Origin of the sequence: Mesorhizobium humile (genome assembly GCF_033977215.1) — a bacterium.
In the GTDB taxonomy this organism is placed as follows: domain Bacteria; phylum Pseudomonadota; class Alphaproteobacteria; order Rhizobiales; family Rhizobiaceae; genus Mesorhizobium; species Mesorhizobium humile.
In genome coordinates, this window is sequence record NZ_JAVIIV010000010.1 from 106,578 (window position 1) to 124,022 (window position 17,445).

17 protein-coding genes are annotated in these 17,445 nt (G+C 64.0%); 9 read left to right on the forward strand and 8 right to left on the reverse strand.

Going from position 1 to position 17,445, the window contains the following annotated elements; genetic code table 11:
- Window positions 1–54 precede the first annotated feature (54 nt).
- Window positions 55–489, forward strand: a complete 435-nt coding sequence (locus tag RFM52_RS16770) for a cupin domain-containing protein (RefSeq protein WP_320296666.1) — start codon at window positions 55–57, stop codon at window positions 487–489.
- Here the strand turns inward: RFM52_RS16770 and RFM52_RS16775 are convergent.
- From RFM52_RS16775 to RFM52_RS16785, 3 genes are read right to left on the reverse strand one after another with little or no spacing between them, the layout of a single operon-like run.
- The gene (locus tag RFM52_RS16775; RefSeq protein WP_320296665.1) at window positions 486–1,166 is read right to left on the reverse strand and encodes a lysoplasmalogenase; all 681 of its coding nucleotides are present in this window, start codon (window positions 1,164–1,166) and stop codon (window positions 486–488) included. The two genes, RFM52_RS16770 and RFM52_RS16775, sit on opposite strands and share 4 nt — an antisense overlap.
- Window positions 1,163–2,050: an aromatic amino acid exporter YddG gene (gene yddG / locus RFM52_RS16780; protein WP_320296664.1), complete on the reverse strand. Its 888-nt coding sequence runs from the start codon at window positions 2,048–2,050 to the stop codon at window positions 1,163–1,165. Before yddG ends, RFM52_RS16775 begins: the two co-directional genes overlap by 4 nt.
- 33 nt (window positions 2,051–2,083) lie before the next feature.
- The gene (locus RFM52_RS16785) at window positions 2,084–2,875 is read right to left on the reverse strand and encodes a DUF3108 domain-containing protein (protein ID WP_320296663.1); all 792 of its coding nucleotides are present in this window, start codon (window positions 2,873–2,875) and stop codon (window positions 2,084–2,086) included.
- Between the two features lie 257 nt (window positions 2,876–3,132).
- On the opposite strand from RFM52_RS16785, the gene rpmB reads away from it, so the two are divergent.
- The 5 genes from rpmB to RFM52_RS16810 all read left to right on the forward strand — a co-directional run bounded on the left by rpmB (window position 3,133) and on the right by RFM52_RS16810 (window position 7,878).
- Window positions 3,133–3,429 carry a 50S ribosomal protein L28 gene (gene rpmB, locus RFM52_RS16790; protein ID WP_095767449.1) on the forward strand — a complete coding sequence of 99 codons (297 nt, stop codon included), beginning with the start codon at window positions 3,133–3,135 and terminating at the stop codon, window positions 3,427–3,429.
- Between the two features lie 111 nt (window positions 3,430–3,540).
- Window positions 3,541–4,227 carry a queuosine precursor transporter gene (locus RFM52_RS16795; protein WP_320296662.1) on the forward strand — a complete coding sequence of 229 codons (687 nt, stop codon included), beginning with the start codon at window positions 3,541–3,543 and terminating at the stop codon, window positions 4,225–4,227.
- An 85-nt stretch (window positions 4,228–4,312) separates the two neighbouring features.
- A complete protein-coding gene (locus RFM52_RS16800) occupies window positions 4,313–4,987 on the forward strand; it encodes a spermidine synthase family protein (RefSeq protein WP_320296661.1) in 675 nt (224 codons plus the stop codon).
- A gap of 82 nt (window positions 4,988–5,069) precedes the next feature.
- Entirely contained in the window at window positions 5,070–6,845 is a 1,776-nt protein-coding gene (locus RFM52_RS16805; protein ID WP_320296660.1) for a GtrA family protein, read from the forward strand.
- Between the two features lie 223 nt (window positions 6,846–7,068).
- Window positions 7,069–7,878, forward strand: coding sequence for a hypothetical protein (locus RFM52_RS16810; RefSeq protein WP_320296659.1), 810 nt, complete (start codon window positions 7,069–7,071; stop codon window positions 7,876–7,878).
- Window positions 7,879–7,923: 45 nt separating this feature from the next.
- Here RFM52_RS16810 and RFM52_RS16815 read toward each other — a convergent pair whose 3' ends face one another.
- From RFM52_RS16815 to RFM52_RS16830, 4 genes are all read right to left on the reverse strand, one after another.
- Window positions 7,924–8,940, reverse strand: coding sequence for an esterase-like activity of phytase family protein (locus RFM52_RS16815; protein WP_320296658.1), 1,017 nt, complete (start codon window positions 8,938–8,940; stop codon window positions 7,924–7,926).
- The gene (gene cobT / locus RFM52_RS16820; protein ID WP_320296657.1) at window positions 8,937–10,835 is read right to left on the reverse strand and encodes a cobaltochelatase subunit CobT; all 1,899 of its coding nucleotides are present in this window, start codon (window positions 10,833–10,835) and stop codon (window positions 8,937–8,939) included. Before cobT ends, RFM52_RS16815 begins: the two co-directional genes overlap by 4 nt.
- Window positions 10,836–10,889: 54 nt before the next feature.
- Window positions 10,890–11,876 (reverse strand): cobaltochelatase subunit CobS, encoded by a 987-nt coding sequence (gene cobS, locus RFM52_RS16825; RefSeq protein WP_320296656.1) that lies wholly within the window; start codon window positions 11,874–11,876, stop codon window positions 10,890–10,892.
- Between the two features lie 124 nt (window positions 11,877–12,000).
- A complete protein-coding gene (locus RFM52_RS16830; RefSeq protein WP_320296655.1) occupies window positions 12,001–12,624 on the reverse strand; it encodes a J domain-containing protein in 624 nt (207 codons plus the stop codon).
- A 136-nt stretch (window positions 12,625–12,760) separates the two neighbouring features.
- Here RFM52_RS16830 and RFM52_RS16835 point away from each other — a divergent pair, with 136 nt between their 5' ends.
- Window positions 12,761–13,063 (forward strand): BolA family protein, encoded by a 303-nt coding sequence (locus RFM52_RS16835; RefSeq protein ID WP_320296654.1) that lies wholly within the window; start codon window positions 12,761–12,763, stop codon window positions 13,061–13,063.
- Between the two features lie 4 nt (window positions 13,064–13,067).
- On the opposite strand, the gene RFM52_RS16840 is transcribed toward RFM52_RS16835, so the two are convergent.
- The gene (locus RFM52_RS16840; protein ID WP_320296653.1) at window positions 13,068–13,874 is read right to left on the reverse strand and encodes an alpha/beta hydrolase; all 807 of its coding nucleotides are present in this window, start codon (window positions 13,872–13,874) and stop codon (window positions 13,068–13,070) included.
- 288 nt (window positions 13,875–14,162) lie between these two features.
- On the opposite strand from RFM52_RS16840, the gene RFM52_RS16845 reads away from it, so the two are divergent.
- Both RFM52_RS16845 and RFM52_RS16850 read left to right on the forward strand, forming a co-directional pair.
- Window positions 14,163–16,112 (forward strand): PrkA family serine protein kinase, encoded by a 1,950-nt coding sequence (locus tag RFM52_RS16845; protein ID WP_320296652.1) that lies wholly within the window; start codon window positions 14,163–14,165, stop codon window positions 16,110–16,112.
- A gap of 19 nt (window positions 16,113–16,131) precedes the next feature.
- Entirely contained in the window at window positions 16,132–17,442 is a 1,311-nt protein-coding gene (locus RFM52_RS16850; RefSeq protein ID WP_320296651.1) for a YeaH/YhbH family protein, read from the forward strand.
- Window positions 17,443–17,445 lie beyond the last annotated feature (3 nt).

Genomic DNA, 17,445 nt, shown 5'->3' on the forward strand with positions numbered 1-17,445 from the left:
CAAACGTGTTCAGCGGTTTTGGGATAACGACATGCATCAAGACAAAGGATGCGAATGACCACCAGCGCCGCCGAGATCATCGCAACGCTAGGCCTCAAGCCGCATCCCGAGGGCGGCTGGTATGCCGAGACCTTCCGCGACGCCAACGGCGGCCCGCGCGGTCATTCGACCGCGATCTATTTCCTGCTCGAGCAAGGCCAGCTTTCGGCCTGGCATCGGGTGAAGGACGCGGCCGAGGTCTGGCATTTTTATGCCGGCGCGCCGCTGGCGCTGTCGATGCATGAGGAAGGCGCGGGCATGGTCATCGAGCAGGTGCTGGGCACGGTCCTTGCCGCAGGCGAGCGACCGCAGATCGTCGTGCCGGCCGGCTGGTGGCAATCGGCGCGCAGCCTCGGCGAATGGACGCTGGTCGGCTGCACCGTGGCGCCGGGCTTCGATTTTGCCGCCTTCGAGCTGGCCGAGCCGGGCTGGCAGCCCAAGACGTCCTAACCGGCTACGCCCAATAAAAATCCCAGCGTGATCGCCAGCTGGGCGGCGTAGTAAAGAACCCAGACCGCATGGCGCATCCAAACGCGATGCGGCGAGATCGCCGCGAGCAGGAAGCGCTCGGTTGCCAAGAGCCCGTCCGAGGCGATGAACAGCACCGCGCCGGCAATCACCCAGACCTGGTCTGTGGTGAGCGCCGAAATACCCATGACGAGGATCGCCGCCACATAGACGGCGACCGGGATCCGCAGCAGCGGGCCGACGCGGCGCCAGAGCGCGGCAAGCATGACGATGCTGAATGCGGCCATGGCCAGCGCAATCGCGCCACGCCACGATTCGGCGCTCAACAGGCCGAGCCCGCCGCCCGCCTGCAAGAACAGCGCGACATAGGCGATGTGGCCGGCCAGAAAGCTCGCCAGCCCGCCGAGAAATGCCTTCTCGCCGTCGCGCGACAGGAAGGCGTCGCCGACGGCGCTCAAGCCCAGCGCCGCGACGAGCGGCAGCGGACCGCCCTGCATGGCGGCAAGCACGGCCAGCGAGCCCACGGCAAGCGTCTTTGCCGCCGTGCGCGTCCATTTCGGAGGCATGTCGAGCGCAAAGGCGTAGATCACGGCCGCGACGAACGAGAACAGCAGCGTCGCGTTCGCGTTGGCCTCGATGCCGCCGGGAAACGGCATCATGCGTTGACCTCTTTGGCCGCCGGCTTGCGCATCAACAGCGACTTCGCCGCGAGCACGGCGCCGCCGGTGATGAGCACGCAGGCGGCGAGGATGCGCAGCGACGGCTCGGCGACGCCGGCAGCGATCAGCACCAGCGTCGACAGAAGCGGCGCGGCGTAGCTCGCGGCGCCCAGCACCTGGATGTTGCCGCGCTTGACGCCGATGTCCCAGGCATAGAAGGCTGCACCCACCGGCATCAGGCCGAGCCCGATGACGGCCAGCCACTGTCCAGGGCCATCCGGCAGCACCGTCTTCTCAAGCAGAAGATGGCGGGCCAGCGAAAGCACCGACGTCGCCGCGCAGAACCACGTGACGATCGAGGTCGGCACCGAGGGGAAGCGCCGCGACAGCAGCGAATAGGACGACCACGACAGCGCGCAGACGGCGGCCATCGCGTAGCCGAAGGCGTAGCGCGCATCGAAGGCAAGCGCGCCGCCCTTGGTAACGATCAGGAACGTGCCGGCAAGGCCGAGCAGCGCGCCGACGACATGGTTCCAGGCCAGCCGTTCGCCCGGCATCAGCGCCGAGCCGAGCACGATCAGCAGCGGCCACAGATAGGCGATCAGGCTCGCCTCGACCGCCGGCGCGTTGCGCAGCGCCGTGAAGTAGAAGAAGTGGTAGCCGAACAGGCCGGCTATGCCGATCACCCAGACCTGCGGCGGGATCCTATGGCTCCGGTCGGGAGCCGGCATCACGAGCCGCGCCACGAGGCCGACGCAGGTGCCGATGGCGAAGGTGATGGCCGACAGCAGGAACGGCGGCACTTGGCCCGAAGCGTCGGTGAGCAGCGCCAGCAGCGCCCACATGGCGACCGCCGAGAACCCGATCAATGTTGCGCGCCCCATCCATTCCCCCGCCGGCGCGCGGTGGCGCCTGACCTAATCGACTGCTTCGAATCGTCTCGCGCTGATGGTCAACGGACCGATCTGGGTCCCGACCGTCGCGTGGATCGGCGCATATACGCTGGATTTGCCGAGCCGTGCAAACGTCACCATCATCCGGCTCCTGTTCTTCAGGAACTCCAGCGCCTTGCGGCCCTTGCGGTAGCCCGCGACCGGCTCGAAGTTCATCCTGCACGTCACCGTGTCGCCCTTGTAGCCAGGCACCGAGATCGAGCCTTTCGAGGCGTAGGTCAGCGCCAGGTTGGCGCGCATCTCGCCGTCATAGAATTTGACTGTCCGCCCGCACACCTTGTCGAGACTGTCGGCATAGATGACGGTCGCCGCCATCGGATCGAGCACCGACTTCAGGTCGCCGGCGCCGAGCGGCACCCAGGACTTGGGATCGCGCTTTTCCGGCGCCGGAACGACCTTGGTCGAGGTGACGTCGCCATTGCCAAAACGGATGTCAACCAGCGACGCCTTCTTGCCGGAGGTATAGTCGGCTCGGAACGCCTGCGGCACCATTTTCTGACCTGAAATCGTGCCCCTGGACGAGATCGTCCCACGCGTATCGTCAAAAAGCTTGGCCAGTCCTGCGGCCGAGACGCTGCCGTCGATCGAGTAGACGCCGTTCTCATAACGGCTGGAAAACGTTGACTTCGCTATCGAAAGGCCAAGGAAGGATACCGTATATTCGCCCTTGAAGGATTGTGGGCTGGAGGCGGCGAAGCTTGTTGCCGGCACGGCAAGGGCAAGCAAGGTGGTAAATGCATGAGATGGACGGAGCATGGCGGCTGGCGAATCCCTGGCGGTTCGGCCGGAACGCAGCGGCTCCAGCCTGGCATATCCCTTCGCGAATGGCTTATAGTGTGAAATCCGGCCTTTATATGGAGCGTGACTTGCTGCCGGCGGCGTGCCGGAGCTTGACGCAGTTGTGAAATGCCACTATGGAACGCCAACTTTTCCAAAGGCCGCCTGACCGAGACCGCGCGCCGCCCGGCGCGGGCAGTATGGTTTGGCAGGTTTAGAAACTGAAGGTTAGACAAATGTCCCGCACCTGCGAACTCACTGCCAAGGCAGTCCAGACCGGCAACAATGTGAGCCACGCCAACAACAAGACCAAGCGTCGCTTCCTGCCGAACCTGGTCAATGTGACGCTGATTTCCGAAGCGCTGAACCAGAACGTTCGCCTGCGCATTTCGGCCAACGCGCTGCGTTCGGTCGAGCACCGCGGCGGCCTCGACGCCTTCCTGGCCAAGGCCGACGTCAAGGAATTGTCGCAGCGCGCCCGCCTGCTCAAGAAGCAGATCGCCAAGAAGCTTGCCGAGCAGTCGGCCGCTTAAAGCAGCTTTCAGGCGGGGGACGACCGCCTCGAGCACCGCGCAAACCGGTGCTCGAAACAAGAGCGAGCGTCGCCATGACGCTCGGCTGGTTCCATTACCCAGGATAAAAAAATGAATTTCCTGACGCGATATCTGCCCTTCGTGGCCGCCATGGCGCTTGTCGTCGTGGCGTCGAACATCCTCGTGCAGTTCCCGATGCAGGGCCAGGTCGGCGGCCTGGCGCTGGCCGACGTGCTGACCTGGGGCGCCTTCACCTATCCCTTCTCCTTCTTGGTCACCGACCTCGCCAACCGCCGCTACGGCCCGGCCGTGGCGCGCAAGGTGGTGTTCGTCGGCTTTATGACGGCGGTGACCTGCTCGATCCTGATCCCGCCCTTCCTGTTCCGCCACGGGCTGATCGAATTCGAGACCGCCGCCGACAGATTGGTGCGCATCGCCGCCGCTTCGGGCGCCGCCTTCCTCGCCGCGCAATTGCTCGACGTCACCGTCTTCAACCGGCTGCGCCGGCAGAGCTGGTGGCGCGCGCCGATCATCGGCACGCTGGTCGGCTCGGTGTTCGACACGATCGTCTTCTTCGGCATCGCCTTCTCCGCCGCCTTCGCCTTTGCCGGCCCCAACGACAGCTTCGCGCTGGAGACCGCGCCGCTGGTGGGCGTGCTGCCGGTCGAGACGATGCGCTGGGTGTCCTGGGCGCTTGGCGACCTTTCGGTCAAGCTGATCATCGCCGTCGTGGCGCTGATCCCCTACCGGCTGCTCGCCGCGCGCTGGAGCCAGCCGGCCGTCGCGGTCGGAGCATGATCCCAAAAAGTGGGACCCGGTTTTTGGTAAAGATTATGCCCCAAACAAAAAATGAGAGCATGATCCCAAAAAGTGGAATCAGGCCGTGATCCCCTGGATTCAGGTTGATTCCGCCCGCACGCCTGATGGCGGCCAGGAACTTCGCCTGAAGCGGCGCGGCGATGAATTCTCGATCATGCTCGGCACCAACGAGCTGATGAACAGCCGCCTCAGCGGCTCCGAGGAAGCGCTCGCCAGGTTTTCCTGCGAGCGGATCGCCGGGCGCAACCAGCCAGATATCCTCATCGGCGGGCTCGGCATGGGTTTCACCTTGCGCGCCGCCCTCGCCGCGCTTGACGAGGACGCAACCGTCACCGTCGCCGAACTGGTTCCCGCGGTCGTCGCCTGGGCGCGCGGCCCGATGGCGAAAATCTTCGACGGCTGTCTCGACGATCCGCGCGTCACCATTCAGGAAGTCGATGTCGGTCAGTTGATAAGGGCGGAGAAGGCTATCTGGGACGCCATCCTGCTCGACGTCGACAACGGCCCCGAAGGCATCGTCTACAAGGGCAATGATACGCTCTATGACGCGGCCGGGCTGGCGGCCACCCATGCCGCCTTGAAGCCCGGTGGCGTTCTGGCGGTCTGGTCGCAGGGGCCGGACAGCCGCTTCACCCGGCGCCTGACGCAGGCCGGTTTCGCGGTCGAGGAGATCAACACGCGGGCCAACGGCAAGCGCGGCGCCCGTCACGTGATCTGGGTTGCAACCAGGACGCCGTAATCCGGATTGCCTCTGCCGCTTTACGCTTTGTTACGCCCGATGATGCAGGATCGCGAAAACTCTCCAGGGCATTGCGACCAGTATGACCGTGCAAGGCACCGGTTGGAAAAACAATCTCCTGCTTGCGTTGTGCGCCACGCTGGTGGTGCTGACGATCAACGCGGTGTCCGGCTTCCCCACCCTTGCCAACTATGGCGCCGACAATGACAGCATGCTGCGGCTGGTCGAGGTCCGCGACCTGCTCGGCGGCCAAAGCTGGTTCGATCTCCATCAATACCGGATGGGCGCCTCGGGCGGCTTCGTCATGCATTGGTCGCGGCTGGTGGACACGCCGCTCGCGCTGATCATCATGGCCTTCGATGCGCTCGGCGCCGGCCCCGCGACCGCCGAACGCGCCGCGCAGATCATCTGGCCGACCTTGCTCTACGGGCTGACCATATTCGTGCTGATGCGCGCCTCGCAGCGCTTCGCCGGCGCGAATGTCGCGATGCCGGCGGTCATCCTGTCGACGGCAGGGCTTTTCTTCCTGGTGATCTATAGCCCGGGCGTGATCGACCACCACAATGTCCAGCTGTTGCTGACGGCGGCCAGCCTCTGGCTCTTGATGGAAGCGCCCTCCTGGCGGCCCGCTGCCCTTCTGTCGGGCATCTGCGCCGGCCTGACGCTGGCTGTCGGCATGGAGACTGCTCCCTATGTGGCGGTGCTCGGCATTTGTACTGCCGTCCTGTTCGTCCTCGACGACAGGGAGCGGATCACCGCACGAGGCTTCGGCCTCGGATTTGCCGGCATCGCCTTGCTGGTCTTCGTGGCGACCATCCGGCCAGCCGACTGGGGCACGGCCCAATGCGACGCCTTCTCGTCCTTCCAGTTCGCGGTGGCAGCGCTGTCCGGCTTCGGCCTCGCGATCGCCGCTGCATTGGCCGCGTCGACAGTCCGGGTGCGGCTGGTCTCCATGTTGGCGCTGGCGGCGGTGGTCGCGGCCGCCGTGATGCTGTTCTTCCCGCAATGCCTGGCGTCGCCCTATGCGGGCATGGACGAGCGCATCCGCACCTACTGGCTGGCCGACGTGGTCGAAGCGCAGCCCTTCTGGAGCGTCGCCATCCACCAGCCGAAGCTGATGGCGGCGCGCTATGTGACGCCCTTCATCGCTATCCTGCTGATCGGCTTTCAACTGCGAAGCCTCCGCCTGCGCCGCGAGGAAATTCTCGCCGCCATCCTGCTTGTCGTCGCCTTCGGCGTCAGCCTCTGGCAGGTGCGCGGCTCGACTTTCTCCGTCGCCTTCGCCGTATTGCCGCTCTCGGCCTGGATCGCGAAAATCCGGCTGCGGGCGGACGCCGCGCCCTCGTGGCGCCTCTCGACCGGCATCGTCATGGCGTGGCTGGTCTCGCTCAACGCGACCTGGGCCGGGGTCGCGGCGGCGGCGCAGTCCGTGGTCCAGAAAGCGCCGCAGCGGATCAATTCCGATCCCGACCATGCCGTGACCTGCGGCAAGCCGGGCGACTTCCACGATCTTGCCGCGATGCCGGCGACGACGGTGCTTGCCTCGTCCAATCTCGGCTCGGGAATATTGATGTTCACCGGCCACCGCGCGCTGGCCGGCCCTTACCACCGCAATGTCGGCGGCAACCTTGCCATGCTCGACGCCTTCATTGGAACGCCGGACGCCGCCCGCGCCGTCATCGAGCGCGAGCATGTGGGGCTGGTCGCGATCTGCCGCGGCAACACGGAAGAAATATCGCTGGGCCTGGATGCGCCGAACGGCCTTGCCGCGGCGTTGCTGCGGGGCGACCTGCCGAAGTGGCTCGAGCTGGACCAGTCCACCGCGGGAAAACCGATCGAGATCTACAAGGTCCGTTGAATATCGGCCTGCGGCCATATCAGCATCGTCGGCTGCGCTCCACGCAACGCGCTTGCTTTGCGCCGATGCAACGTCACTCGTTGATTCAAAGAACCGCGATCGAAATCAGCCTGGTGGATCGTTGCAATCCAGCCTGTGCTTTGGTTAGCATTCCGCGCGGTCAGCAATATATCTATTCAAGAAATTTGGATTCGGGGTTCTTGAGATTGGGGAAAGGGTATCCATGTCGGCCATAGGCGGCGCGGTGGCGCCAGCATCGGCGAAACAAACGCTGCAGCATGTTGTCTCCCACATGGTCGAGGCCGTGGACCGCGCCACGTTTGTGGAAAAGCCTTTCTGGCATCTTGAGATGACGGATGTCTTTCCGGCGGACCTCTACCTGCGCATGCGCGCCGCCATGCCCGAGGCGCGCGAATATCGCGCGCTCAAGGGACGCAACAACGTCAACATTCAAGCCGACGGCACCGCGACGCGGATCAAGATCGACCTCTACCCGGAATACATCCGTCACCTGCCAGACGAGAAACGGGCCGTCTGGTCTCTGGTCGGAAAGGCACTGCATGCGCCGCAACTGAAGGACGCGTTCATGCGCCGCCTTGCCCCGGGCCTGGAGCGCCGGTTCGGATCGGATTTCATGAAAGTCGGCATGTATCCGGTGCCGATGCTGACGCGCGACGTGGCGGGCTACAAGATCGGCTTCCACACCGACACGGAATGGAAGGGCATCACAGTCCAGTTCTACCTGCCGGAGGACGACTCGATCAACCACGTCGGCACCCGCTTCGCCGAGCGCAAGCCGGACGGGCGTTTCGAGAATTCGCACCGGATGTCGTTTTCCCCGAACACCGGCTATGCCTTTGCGGTCGGCACCGACACCTGGCACGCGGTCGACACCGTCGGGCCGGAGGTCCGCACCCGCGACAGCATTCTCCACACCTATTTCGTGGACAACACCGCGACACTCAAGATCCGCAACCGGAGCAAGCGCGCGGCCAATTTCGTGATGAACGAAGTCCGCCACGTCGGCCGGTAGTCTCTCGGCCGGCGGCGCAGCTGAAACCGTGCCGACCAGCCGTCTTCAGTCCTGGTGCAGGATGAATTCCAGATAAAGGTTGCGCTGCAGGATCGAATGGTTGTCGTCGGATATCAGCGACACCATCAGCGCGCCGTCGTCGCGGGTCCAGACGTCGAGCCCTTCCATATTGTCGATCTGGTAGCCCATGTCGGCCTCCATCAGCACCGGCCCGTCGGCGACCGCGCCCTTCTCGACGCTTTCGCCATAGATGCGCCGCAGCCGCATCTTCGCCCCGCGCGCGAGCGAGAAGCTGCGCTCCAGGAGCAGCAGGTCGCCGTCCGGCAGGAAGGTGCCGTCGGTTATGTCGAATTCGCCGTCGCGCCTGACGGTGAAGATGCCCTTGTGCGGCCCCTCGATGATGGCGGCGTAGACGTTGCCGGCCTCGTCGAGGCTCCTCTCCGAGACAACCACCAGGCCTCCCGCATGCTGCCCATAAGGGTTGGCGTGAGTGACGGTCTCGAAGCCGCGATTCTGGCGCAGCTCCTTGGCGGGAACCAGGTAGTCGAGCTGCCGTACCGGCGCTTTCATATTGCCGGGATCGATTTTGAACTGGGCGACACGCTGGTAGCGCTCGAAGCCGACGGTGGCGATGCCGTCCTTGACCGCGAGCCCTTCCGCGTCGACCTCCCACTTCCGGTCGATTGGCTGGCCCGAAGCATCGACCATCTGCTGCATGCGGAAATTGGAAACGCCCGACGGGCGCTTGTCGGCGCCATGCGTGATCGCGCCGAAGAACCAGAAACCGGTGTCGGCGACGCCGATGAAGTCGCTGCCCGGCTTCAGGAAACGAAACGCCGACAGCGCGCCGAAATCGCGCGCCGGCGACGTCATCTCCAGTCCACCGACGAATTCGAGCGGCCCGAAGCGCGTCTCGTCGTGGCCGACATGGAACTGACGGATCGGCCGCGCCGAAATCTCGACCGTCTCGACAGCAACTCCCGCGACGGCGATGGCAGGCGAGGCGCAGGCCAGCACGCAGGCGAAAAGCGTCCGCCGCGCGCGCCACCCCGAAAAAATCATCCGGCGCGCCGCAATCCACCGCGCCGCGTGTCGCGCGCGCTCTCCTCGCCGAACAGCGAGGCGAGCTGCTCGGTCATGGCGCCGGCCAGTTCCTCGGCATCGACGATGGTGACGGCGCGGCGATAATAGCGCGTGACGTCGTGGCCGATGCCGATCGCCAAAAGCTCGACCGGCGAGCGCGTCTCGATCAGCTCGATCACCGCCCGCAGATGCCGCTCCAGATAATTGCCCGGATTGACCGAGAGCGTGGAATCGTCGACCGGCGCGCCGTCCGAGATCATCATCAGGATCTTGCGCTGCTCGGGCCGGCCGATCAGGCGGCTATGTGCCCAAAGCAGTGCCTCGCCGTCGATGTTTTCCTTGAGCAGGCCCTCGCGCATCATCAGCCCGAGATTGCGTCGCGCGCGCCGCCACGGATGGTCGGCGGATTTGTAGATGATGTGGCGCAGGTCGTTGAGCCGGCCGGGGTTAGGCGGCTTGCCGTCCTTCAGCCATTTCTCGCGCGCCTGCCCGCCTTTCCACGCCCGCGTCGTGAAGCCGAGGATTTCCACCGAAACGCCGCAACGCTCCAGCGTGCGCGCCAGGATGTCGGCGCAGGTCGCGGCGACGGTGATCGGCCGGCCGCGCATCGAGCCCGAATTGTCGAGCACCAGCGACACCACCGTGTCGCGGAACTTGGTGTCGCGCTCCTGCTTGAAGGACAGCGGCTGCATCGGATCGATGACGACGCGCACCAGCCGGGCCGGATCGAGATAGCCTTCCTCGAGGTCGAAATCCCAGGAGCGGTTCTGCTGCGCCATCAGCCGGCGCTGCAGCCGGTTGGCGAGCCGTCCGACGACGCCGGAAAGGTTGGCGAGCTGCTTGTCGAGGAAGGCGCGCAGCCGGTCGAGCTCCTCTTCCTCGCAAAGGTCCTCGGCGCCCACCGTCTCGTCGAAGGCGGTGGTGAACACCTTGTAGTCGATCTCTTTCGGCAGGTTGAGGAACGGATTGTCGTTGCGCTTGGCCTCGCCCGGCGTCTCGGCGTCGGAATCGTCCTCGTCGGAAAGGTCATCGGACGTGGCGTCGGTCGCTTCGGTCTCGGCCGACTCTTCGTCGTCGGCGGAAGCTTCGGCATCTTCCGACTGCGACTGCTCGGAGCCTGAATCCTCCTCGCCGCCCTCCTCGCTCTGGTCCTCGCCCTGCTGCTCGTTCTCTTCGTTTTCCTCCGAGTCGTCGGTTTCCTGGTCGTCGCCGAGCTCCTCGGCCATTTCCATGGAAACCAGCATGTCGCGCACGACGCGGGCAAAGGCCTGCTGGTCCTCGAGCTTGGCCGACAGACCGTCGAGGTCGCCGCTCGCCTTCTCCTCGACCCAGGGGCGCCATAGATCGACCAGCCGCTCGGCGCTCTTCGGGATCGCGCGGCCGGTGAGCTTCTCGCGCACGATCAGCGCTATCGCTTCCTCAAGCGGCGCGTCCGCCTTGTCCCTGACGTCGACAAGGTTGGCCTTGGTGTATTTGTCCTCGAGCATCGAGCCGATATTGTCGGCCACGCCCTGCATGGCGCGGCTGCCGATCGCTTCGACGCGCGCCTGCTCGACGGCATCGAAGATGGATCGCGCCAGCTTGCCTTCCGGCGCCAGCTTGTTGTGGATGCGCTGATCGTGGCAGGCGCGCTTCAGCGCCATCGAGTCGCCCAGGCCGCGCGTGATCGCGATGTCGTTGCGCGAGGCCTTTTTTGGCAATTCCGGCAGGCGCGCGCGGTTGCCCGCCAGAGCCGGCCGGTCCTTGGCGAAACCGACCTCGAGGTCCTTGTCGCCGGCGACGGCGCGCATGCACACGGTGACGGCGCGCTTGAAGCTGTCGGCTTCAGAACCCGTCTTCGGCTTGTTGCGCGTGTTGTCGCCCGGACCCGCCATGATCATTCCCTGCGCGATTCATGCTGAAAGGTTGGAGGCCTTTCGGCTGCGCGCCTAGCCCAGCACCACGTTGGCGGCGCTCTCCGGCAGATCCTCGCCGAAGGCGCGCTGGTAGAACTCGGCCACCACCGAACGCTCCAGCTCGTCGCACTTGTTGAGGAAGGTCAGCCGGAACGCCATGCCGATATCGCCGAAGATCTCGGCGTTTTCGGCCCAGGTGATGACGGTACGCGGGCTCATCACGGTCGACAGGTCGCCATTGATGAAGGCCGAGCGCGTCATGTCGGCGACGCGCACCATCTTGTTGACGATGTCCTTGCCCTTGCTGTCGCGATAGTGCTTGGCCTTGGCCAGCACGATGTTCACTTCATTGTCGTGCGGCAGGTAGTTGAGCGTGGTGACGATCGACCAGCGATCCATCTGCGCCTGGTTGATCTGCTGCGTGCCGTGATAGAGGCCGGTGGTGTCGCCGAGGCCGACCGTGTTGGCGGTGGCGAACAGCCGGAACGCCGGATGCGGGCGGATGACGCGGCTCTGGTCGAGCAGCGTCAGCCGGCCCGATGATTCCAGCACGCGCTGGATGACGAACATTACGTCCGGGCGGCCGGCGTCATACTCGTCGAAGCAGAGCGCGACATTGTGCTGGTAGGCCCAGGGCAGGATGCCGTCGCGGAATTCGGTGATCTGCAGGCCTTCCTTGACGACGATGGCGTCCTTGCCGACGAGGTCGATACGACTGACATGGCTGTCGAGGTTGACGCGCACGCAGGGCCAGTTGAGCCGCGCCGCCACCTGCTCGATATGCGTCGACTTGCCGGTGCCGTGATAGCCCGACACCATGACGCGGCGGTTGTAGGCAAAGCCGGCGAGGATCGCCAATGTCGTCGCCTTGTCGAACAGATAATCCGGGTCGATGTCCGGCACATGCTCGGTCGCCGCCGAATAGGCAGGCACGATCATCTTGGAATCGAAACCGAATTTCTCCTTCACCGACACTGTCGTGTCGGGCAGGTTGGCGATGTCGCGATCGACCTTGTTCATCACTATCAACGTCTCCACGGGCGAAACGCCGCGTTTCGCCGGCAATCGATTTTGTCCGGGGGCGGTCTTAGAGCCTTTTCCAACCTTATGAAAGTTGGAAAACGACACGGGACCGTAGGGCCGCTCAGCACAATCCCGCTTGCTTGAGCACGCGATAGGCCTGCAGCACATCGCGGAACCGGTCTTCCGAACCTCTGTCGCCGCCATTCGCATCCGGATGGTGGCGCTTAACGAGTTCCTTATAACGCGCCTTGATGTCCTGACCAGTCGCCTTTGTATCAAGGCCAAGCGTTTCCAGCGCCTTGGCCTCAAGCGGCTTTGCCTTGCGCTCGCGCGGCTCGCGCGCTCCGGCACCGAACAGGTTGAAAGGATCGCGCATGCGGTTGTAGTAGCCGGCGCGCCCCGAACGCTGCTGCGCGAAATCCGGCGCCGAGCGCGTCCCGCCGCCATTGGCGCCCATGCGCCATGTCGGCCTGTGCCCGGTCAGCGCCTCTTTCTGGAAGCGGGCGATCTCGCTGTCCGTCACGCCTGAGAAATAGTTGAAGCCCTTGTTGTATTCGCGCACATGCTCGAAGCAGAAGTGGAAATATTCGCCTTCCTTGAGGCGCCCGACCGGCGCGCGATGCGTGCCGGCCTCGTTGCAGCCGTCCCACTGGCAAACCGGCGCGCGCGACTTCAGCTCGGCGTCCTTCTCTGGCCGGATACGAATTTTCTCGAAATATTTGGGATACGCTTTCATCTCACCCATTTATGGGCTGTTCGCACGTGCGAAACAAGAATTGACATTTCGCCGATGATCGCCCTAACCGCTGAATCGCGGCTTAAAAGCGGTCAAAAAGATGGATTTTGCGGCTGTGCCGCAGATGTGGTGAAGGGAAGCCAGGATGTCCATACAGTCGACGATGGAAAACAAGCTGAAAGCGGCGTTTTCGCCCGAAAGGCTCGCCGTCATCAACGAAAGCCACCTTCACGCCGGCCATCATCACGTCGAGTCCGGCCATCATGCGACGTTCGCCGGCACCGGCGAGACGCATTTCCGCGTCCGCATCGTTTCGCCGAACTTTGCCGGCATGGGCCGCATCGAGCGCCACCGCGCCGTCAACGAACTGCTCGCGGACGAATTGAAAGCCGGCGTTCATGCGCTGGCGATCGAGCCGGCGGCGCCTGGCGAGAAGACGCGCTGGTAAGCGTTCAGCCGACGGTCGCCTTGAGAAACGCCAGCGCCGCCGCGGTCAAGGCGTCTCCGTCCTTGCCGAAATCGCCATTGATCGACATGTGCGTATAGGCGCTGCCGTCGAACAGCGTGACCTTGGTGCCGGTGGCACGCAGGCGTTCCGCGAACGCTTTCGATTCTTCGCCTCGCCCGGATGCCCGCGAATAGGCGATGAAAGTCGGCGGATGTTTCTTGCCGTCGACATAGCTCGACGGCGATAGCGCCGCCCATTGCGCCGGGTCGGAGAAGACACGCGCATAGGCCCGAACCATGCCGCCATTCCTGGATAACGCCGCAAGATCATAGGCTCTGGTGTCGTCGAGGATCAGCGCGGCGACACCGGGCAGTCCGCCGCGCATGCCGGTCAGCGCAATCAGATGGCAGCCGGCCGAATGGCCCATGCCGACGATGCGATCCGGATCGCCGCCATGCCGCGCGATGTTGGCGCGCACATAGGCGTAGGCCTTTTCGACGTCGCCGGCCTGGGTAGCGACATCGGCTTCCGGCAGCATGCGGTAATCGATCGAGACGAAGACGAAGCCATTGGCGAGCAGGAAGTCCGGCTTGGCGCCGACCTGGCTGCGCTTGCCGAACCGCCAGGCGCCGCCATGGACGAAAAACACCACCGGCAGCTTGTTCGCGCCGTCGACTGCATAGACATCGAGCTTGGCCGGACCGTAATCGAGGGTTTGCGGTTCCGGCTGGCCCGGACGCCCGGCGGCCGAAGCACCTGGCGGCAACAGTGCCGCCAGCGATGCCGCAATGAGGCTGCGTCGATCGATCATCGTCATCTCCGGCCAAGTTGCGGCGACAGCGCGCGGACGCTCGCCACGCAGCTCATTTACGGACCAAAAATGACAACTTTCGGTGCGAAAACAAATCCGCTCCTTGACGCTCCGCCAGCAATCACCACGTATCTTATCAGGTGAGCATTTTCGGCCGAATCGGGCGTCCCGAGGGCCGATGTCGGAGTGCGGTGCGCTCTCCCTTCACGAGAAGGGAACCACATTGCTTTCCGGCAGTTGATGGAGCGATGAGCCGATTGGCTGCCGGTCGGCTCCGAGGCAAGCATCATGCGCGAGAATCAATCAGACGTCTTCGACCTGTTTTCGGAGATTTATTCCAACGCGGCCCAGGAAGAGATCAGTCTCCAGCAATATCTGCTTGCCTGCCGCGAGGACAAATCCATGTATGCCTCGGCGCCCGAACGCATGGTTGCGGCAATCGGCGAGCCGAACCTGATTGACACCAGCAAGGACGAGCGGCTCGGCCGCATTTTCTCCAACCGCACCGTCAAGGTCTACCCCTCCTTTTCCGACTTCTACGGAATGGAGGACACGATCGAGCGCATCGCCGGATATTTCCGCTACGCCTCGCAGGGCCTCGAGGAGCGCAAGCAGATCCTCTATCTCCTGGGACCGGTCGGCGGCGGCAAGTCCTCGCTGGCCGAACGGCTGAAGAAGCTGATGGAGGAACGCCCGATCTACACGCTCAAGGTCGGCAACAAGATCAGCCCGGTCTTCGAATCGCCGCTTGGCCTTTTCCATCCCGACCGCATGAGCGATCTGCTGGAGGATAAATACGGCATCGCCCGCCGCCGCCTGAACGGGCTGATTTCGCCCTGGGCGGCCAAGCGCCTCGACGAACTGTCGGGCGACATCTCCAAATTCAGCGTCGTCAAGCTGATGCCGTCGCGGCTGCGCCAGATCGCCATCGCCAAGACCGAGCCCGGCGACGAGAACAATCAGGACGTCTCGGCGCTGGTCGGCAAGGTCGACATCAGGCAGTTGGAGCATTTCAGCCAGTCCGACCCGGACGCCTACTCCTACAGCGGCGGCCTGAACCGGACCACGCAAGGGCTGCTCGAATTCGTCGAGATGTTCAAGGCGCCCATCAAGGTGCTGCACCCATTGCTGACGGCAACCCAGGAAGGCAGCTACAACGGCACCGAGAATTTCGGTGCCTTCCCCTATCAGGGCATCGTCGTTGCCCATTCGAATGAATCGGAATGGCAGCAATTCAAGAACAACAAGAACAATGAGGCCTTCCTCGACCGCATCCTCGTGGTCAAGGTTCCGTATTGCCTGCGCATCACCGAGGAAAGGCAGATCTACGAGAAGCTGGTGCGCGAAAGCGAACTGGCAAACAGCCCCTGCGCGCCGGAGGTGCTGGACATTCTCAGCCGCTTCACCGTCTCGACCCGCCTTGCCGAGCACGAGAACTCGCCGCTCTACACCAAGATGCGCGCCTATGACGGCGAGAACCTCAAGGAGGTCGACCCGAAGGCCAAGTCGGTCCAGGAATATCGCGATGCCGCCGGCGTCGACGAGGGTATGACCGGGGTCAGCACGCGCTTCGCCTTCAAGATCCTGTCGCAGACGTTCAACTACGACACCAAGGAGGTGGCGGCCGATCCCGTGCACCTGATGTACATTCTCGAAGAGGCGATCAAGCGCGAGCAATTCCCGAAGGAAACGGAGGCCGCCTATCTCGAATTCATCAAGTCGGAACTCGCGACGCGCTATGCCGAGTTCATCGGTCACGAGATCCAGAAGGCCTATCTGGAATCCTACAGCGAGTACGGTCAGAACCTCTTCGACCGCTACATCGCCTATGCCGATGCCTGGATCGAGGATCAGGACTACAAGGACCCCGATACCGGCCAGATCCTCAACCGCGAGGTCCTGGAGAAGGAGTTGTCGCAGGTGGAGAAGCCGGCCGGCATCGCCAACCCCAAGGACTTCCGCAACGAAGTGGTCAAATTCACCTTGCGTGCCCGGGCGCGCAACCATGGCCGCAACCCGTCCTGGACGAGCTACGAAAAGCTTCGCGAGGTCATCGAGAAGCGCATGTTCGGCCAGGTCGAGGACCTGCTGCCGGTGATCAGCTTCGGCTCCAAGCAGGACAGCGTCACGGAGAAGCGGCACAACGAATTCGTGCAGCGCATGGTGGAACGCGGCTATACCCAGCGGCAGGTGCGCCGGCTGGTCGACTGGTATATGCGCGTGAACAAGGCGGGCTGAGCAAAGCCGGGACGGTTCCATGCCGATCTTCATCGACCGCCGCCTGAACCCGAAGGACAAGAGCCTTGGCAATCGCCAGCGCTTCCTCAGGCGCGCCCGCGAGGAGCTCAAGCGCAGCATCCGCGACAAGGTCCGCGCCGGCGGCATCGCCGAGCTCGACCGCGAGCATGCCGTGCCGATGCCGCGCAAGGGCATCGGCGAACCGACCTTCGGCGACGACAAGGAAAGCGGCCGGCGCCAGCACATCCTGCCCGGCAACCGGACGTTCAGCCCTGGCGATCTTATCGACAAGCCTGGCGGCGGCGGAGGCTTCGGCTCGGCTCCGGGAACCACGGAATCCGAGGACGACTTCCGCTTCATGCTGTCGCGCGAGGAAGTGCTCGACCTCTTCTTCGAGGACCTCGAACTGCCGGATCTGGTCAAGCTCAGTCTCAAGCAGATACTCAGCTTCAAGCCGAAGCGGGCGGGCTTCGCGGCAAGCGGCGCGCCGACCAACATCAATGTCGGGCGCACGATGCGAAACAGCCACGGGCGCCGCATCGCGCTCAGGCGTCCAAAGCAGGCTGACGTGGACGCCATCGCCGGGCAGATCGCCGAGCTGGAATCCAGGCCGCTGAATGTAAAGACGCGCGAACGCATCGAGGCTCTGCGCGAAGAGCTCGACCGGCTGGAGCGCCGGCGCAGGCGGATTGCCTATGTCGATCCGGTCGACATCCGCTTCAATCGCTTCGACCCTCAGCCGCGGCCGAATGCCAGTGCCGTCATGTTCTGCCTCATGGACGTCTCCGGATCGATGGGCGAGCGAGAGAAGGATCTGGCCAAACGCTTCTTCGTGCTGCTGCATCTGTTCCTGACGCGACGATACGAGCGCACCGAGATCGTCTTCATCCGCCACACCCACGAGGCCAAGGAGGTGGACGAGCACACGTTCTTCTACCACACCCAAAGCGGCGGCACCGTCGTTTCCACGGCGCTCGAGGAGATGCATCGCATCATCGAAGAGCGATATCCGGCCTCTGAATGGAACATCTACGCCGCCCAGGCCTCCGATGGCGACAATTTCGCCACCGACTCCGAGCGCTGCATAGAGCTGCTCGACCGCAAGCTGATGCGACTTTGCCAGTACTTCGCCTATGTGGAGATCATCGACGAGCGGGAAAGCCATATTTTCGGCTCGACCGAGAACGGCACATCGCTCTGGCGCGCCTACAACGCCGTCGACGGCAAATGGCCGAACTTCCAGATGAGGCGCATTGCCGCGCCGGCCGACATATACCCGGTCTTCCGCGAGCTCTTCGCCAGGCAGCCCAACCTGCGCAAGACCGCTTGAGGG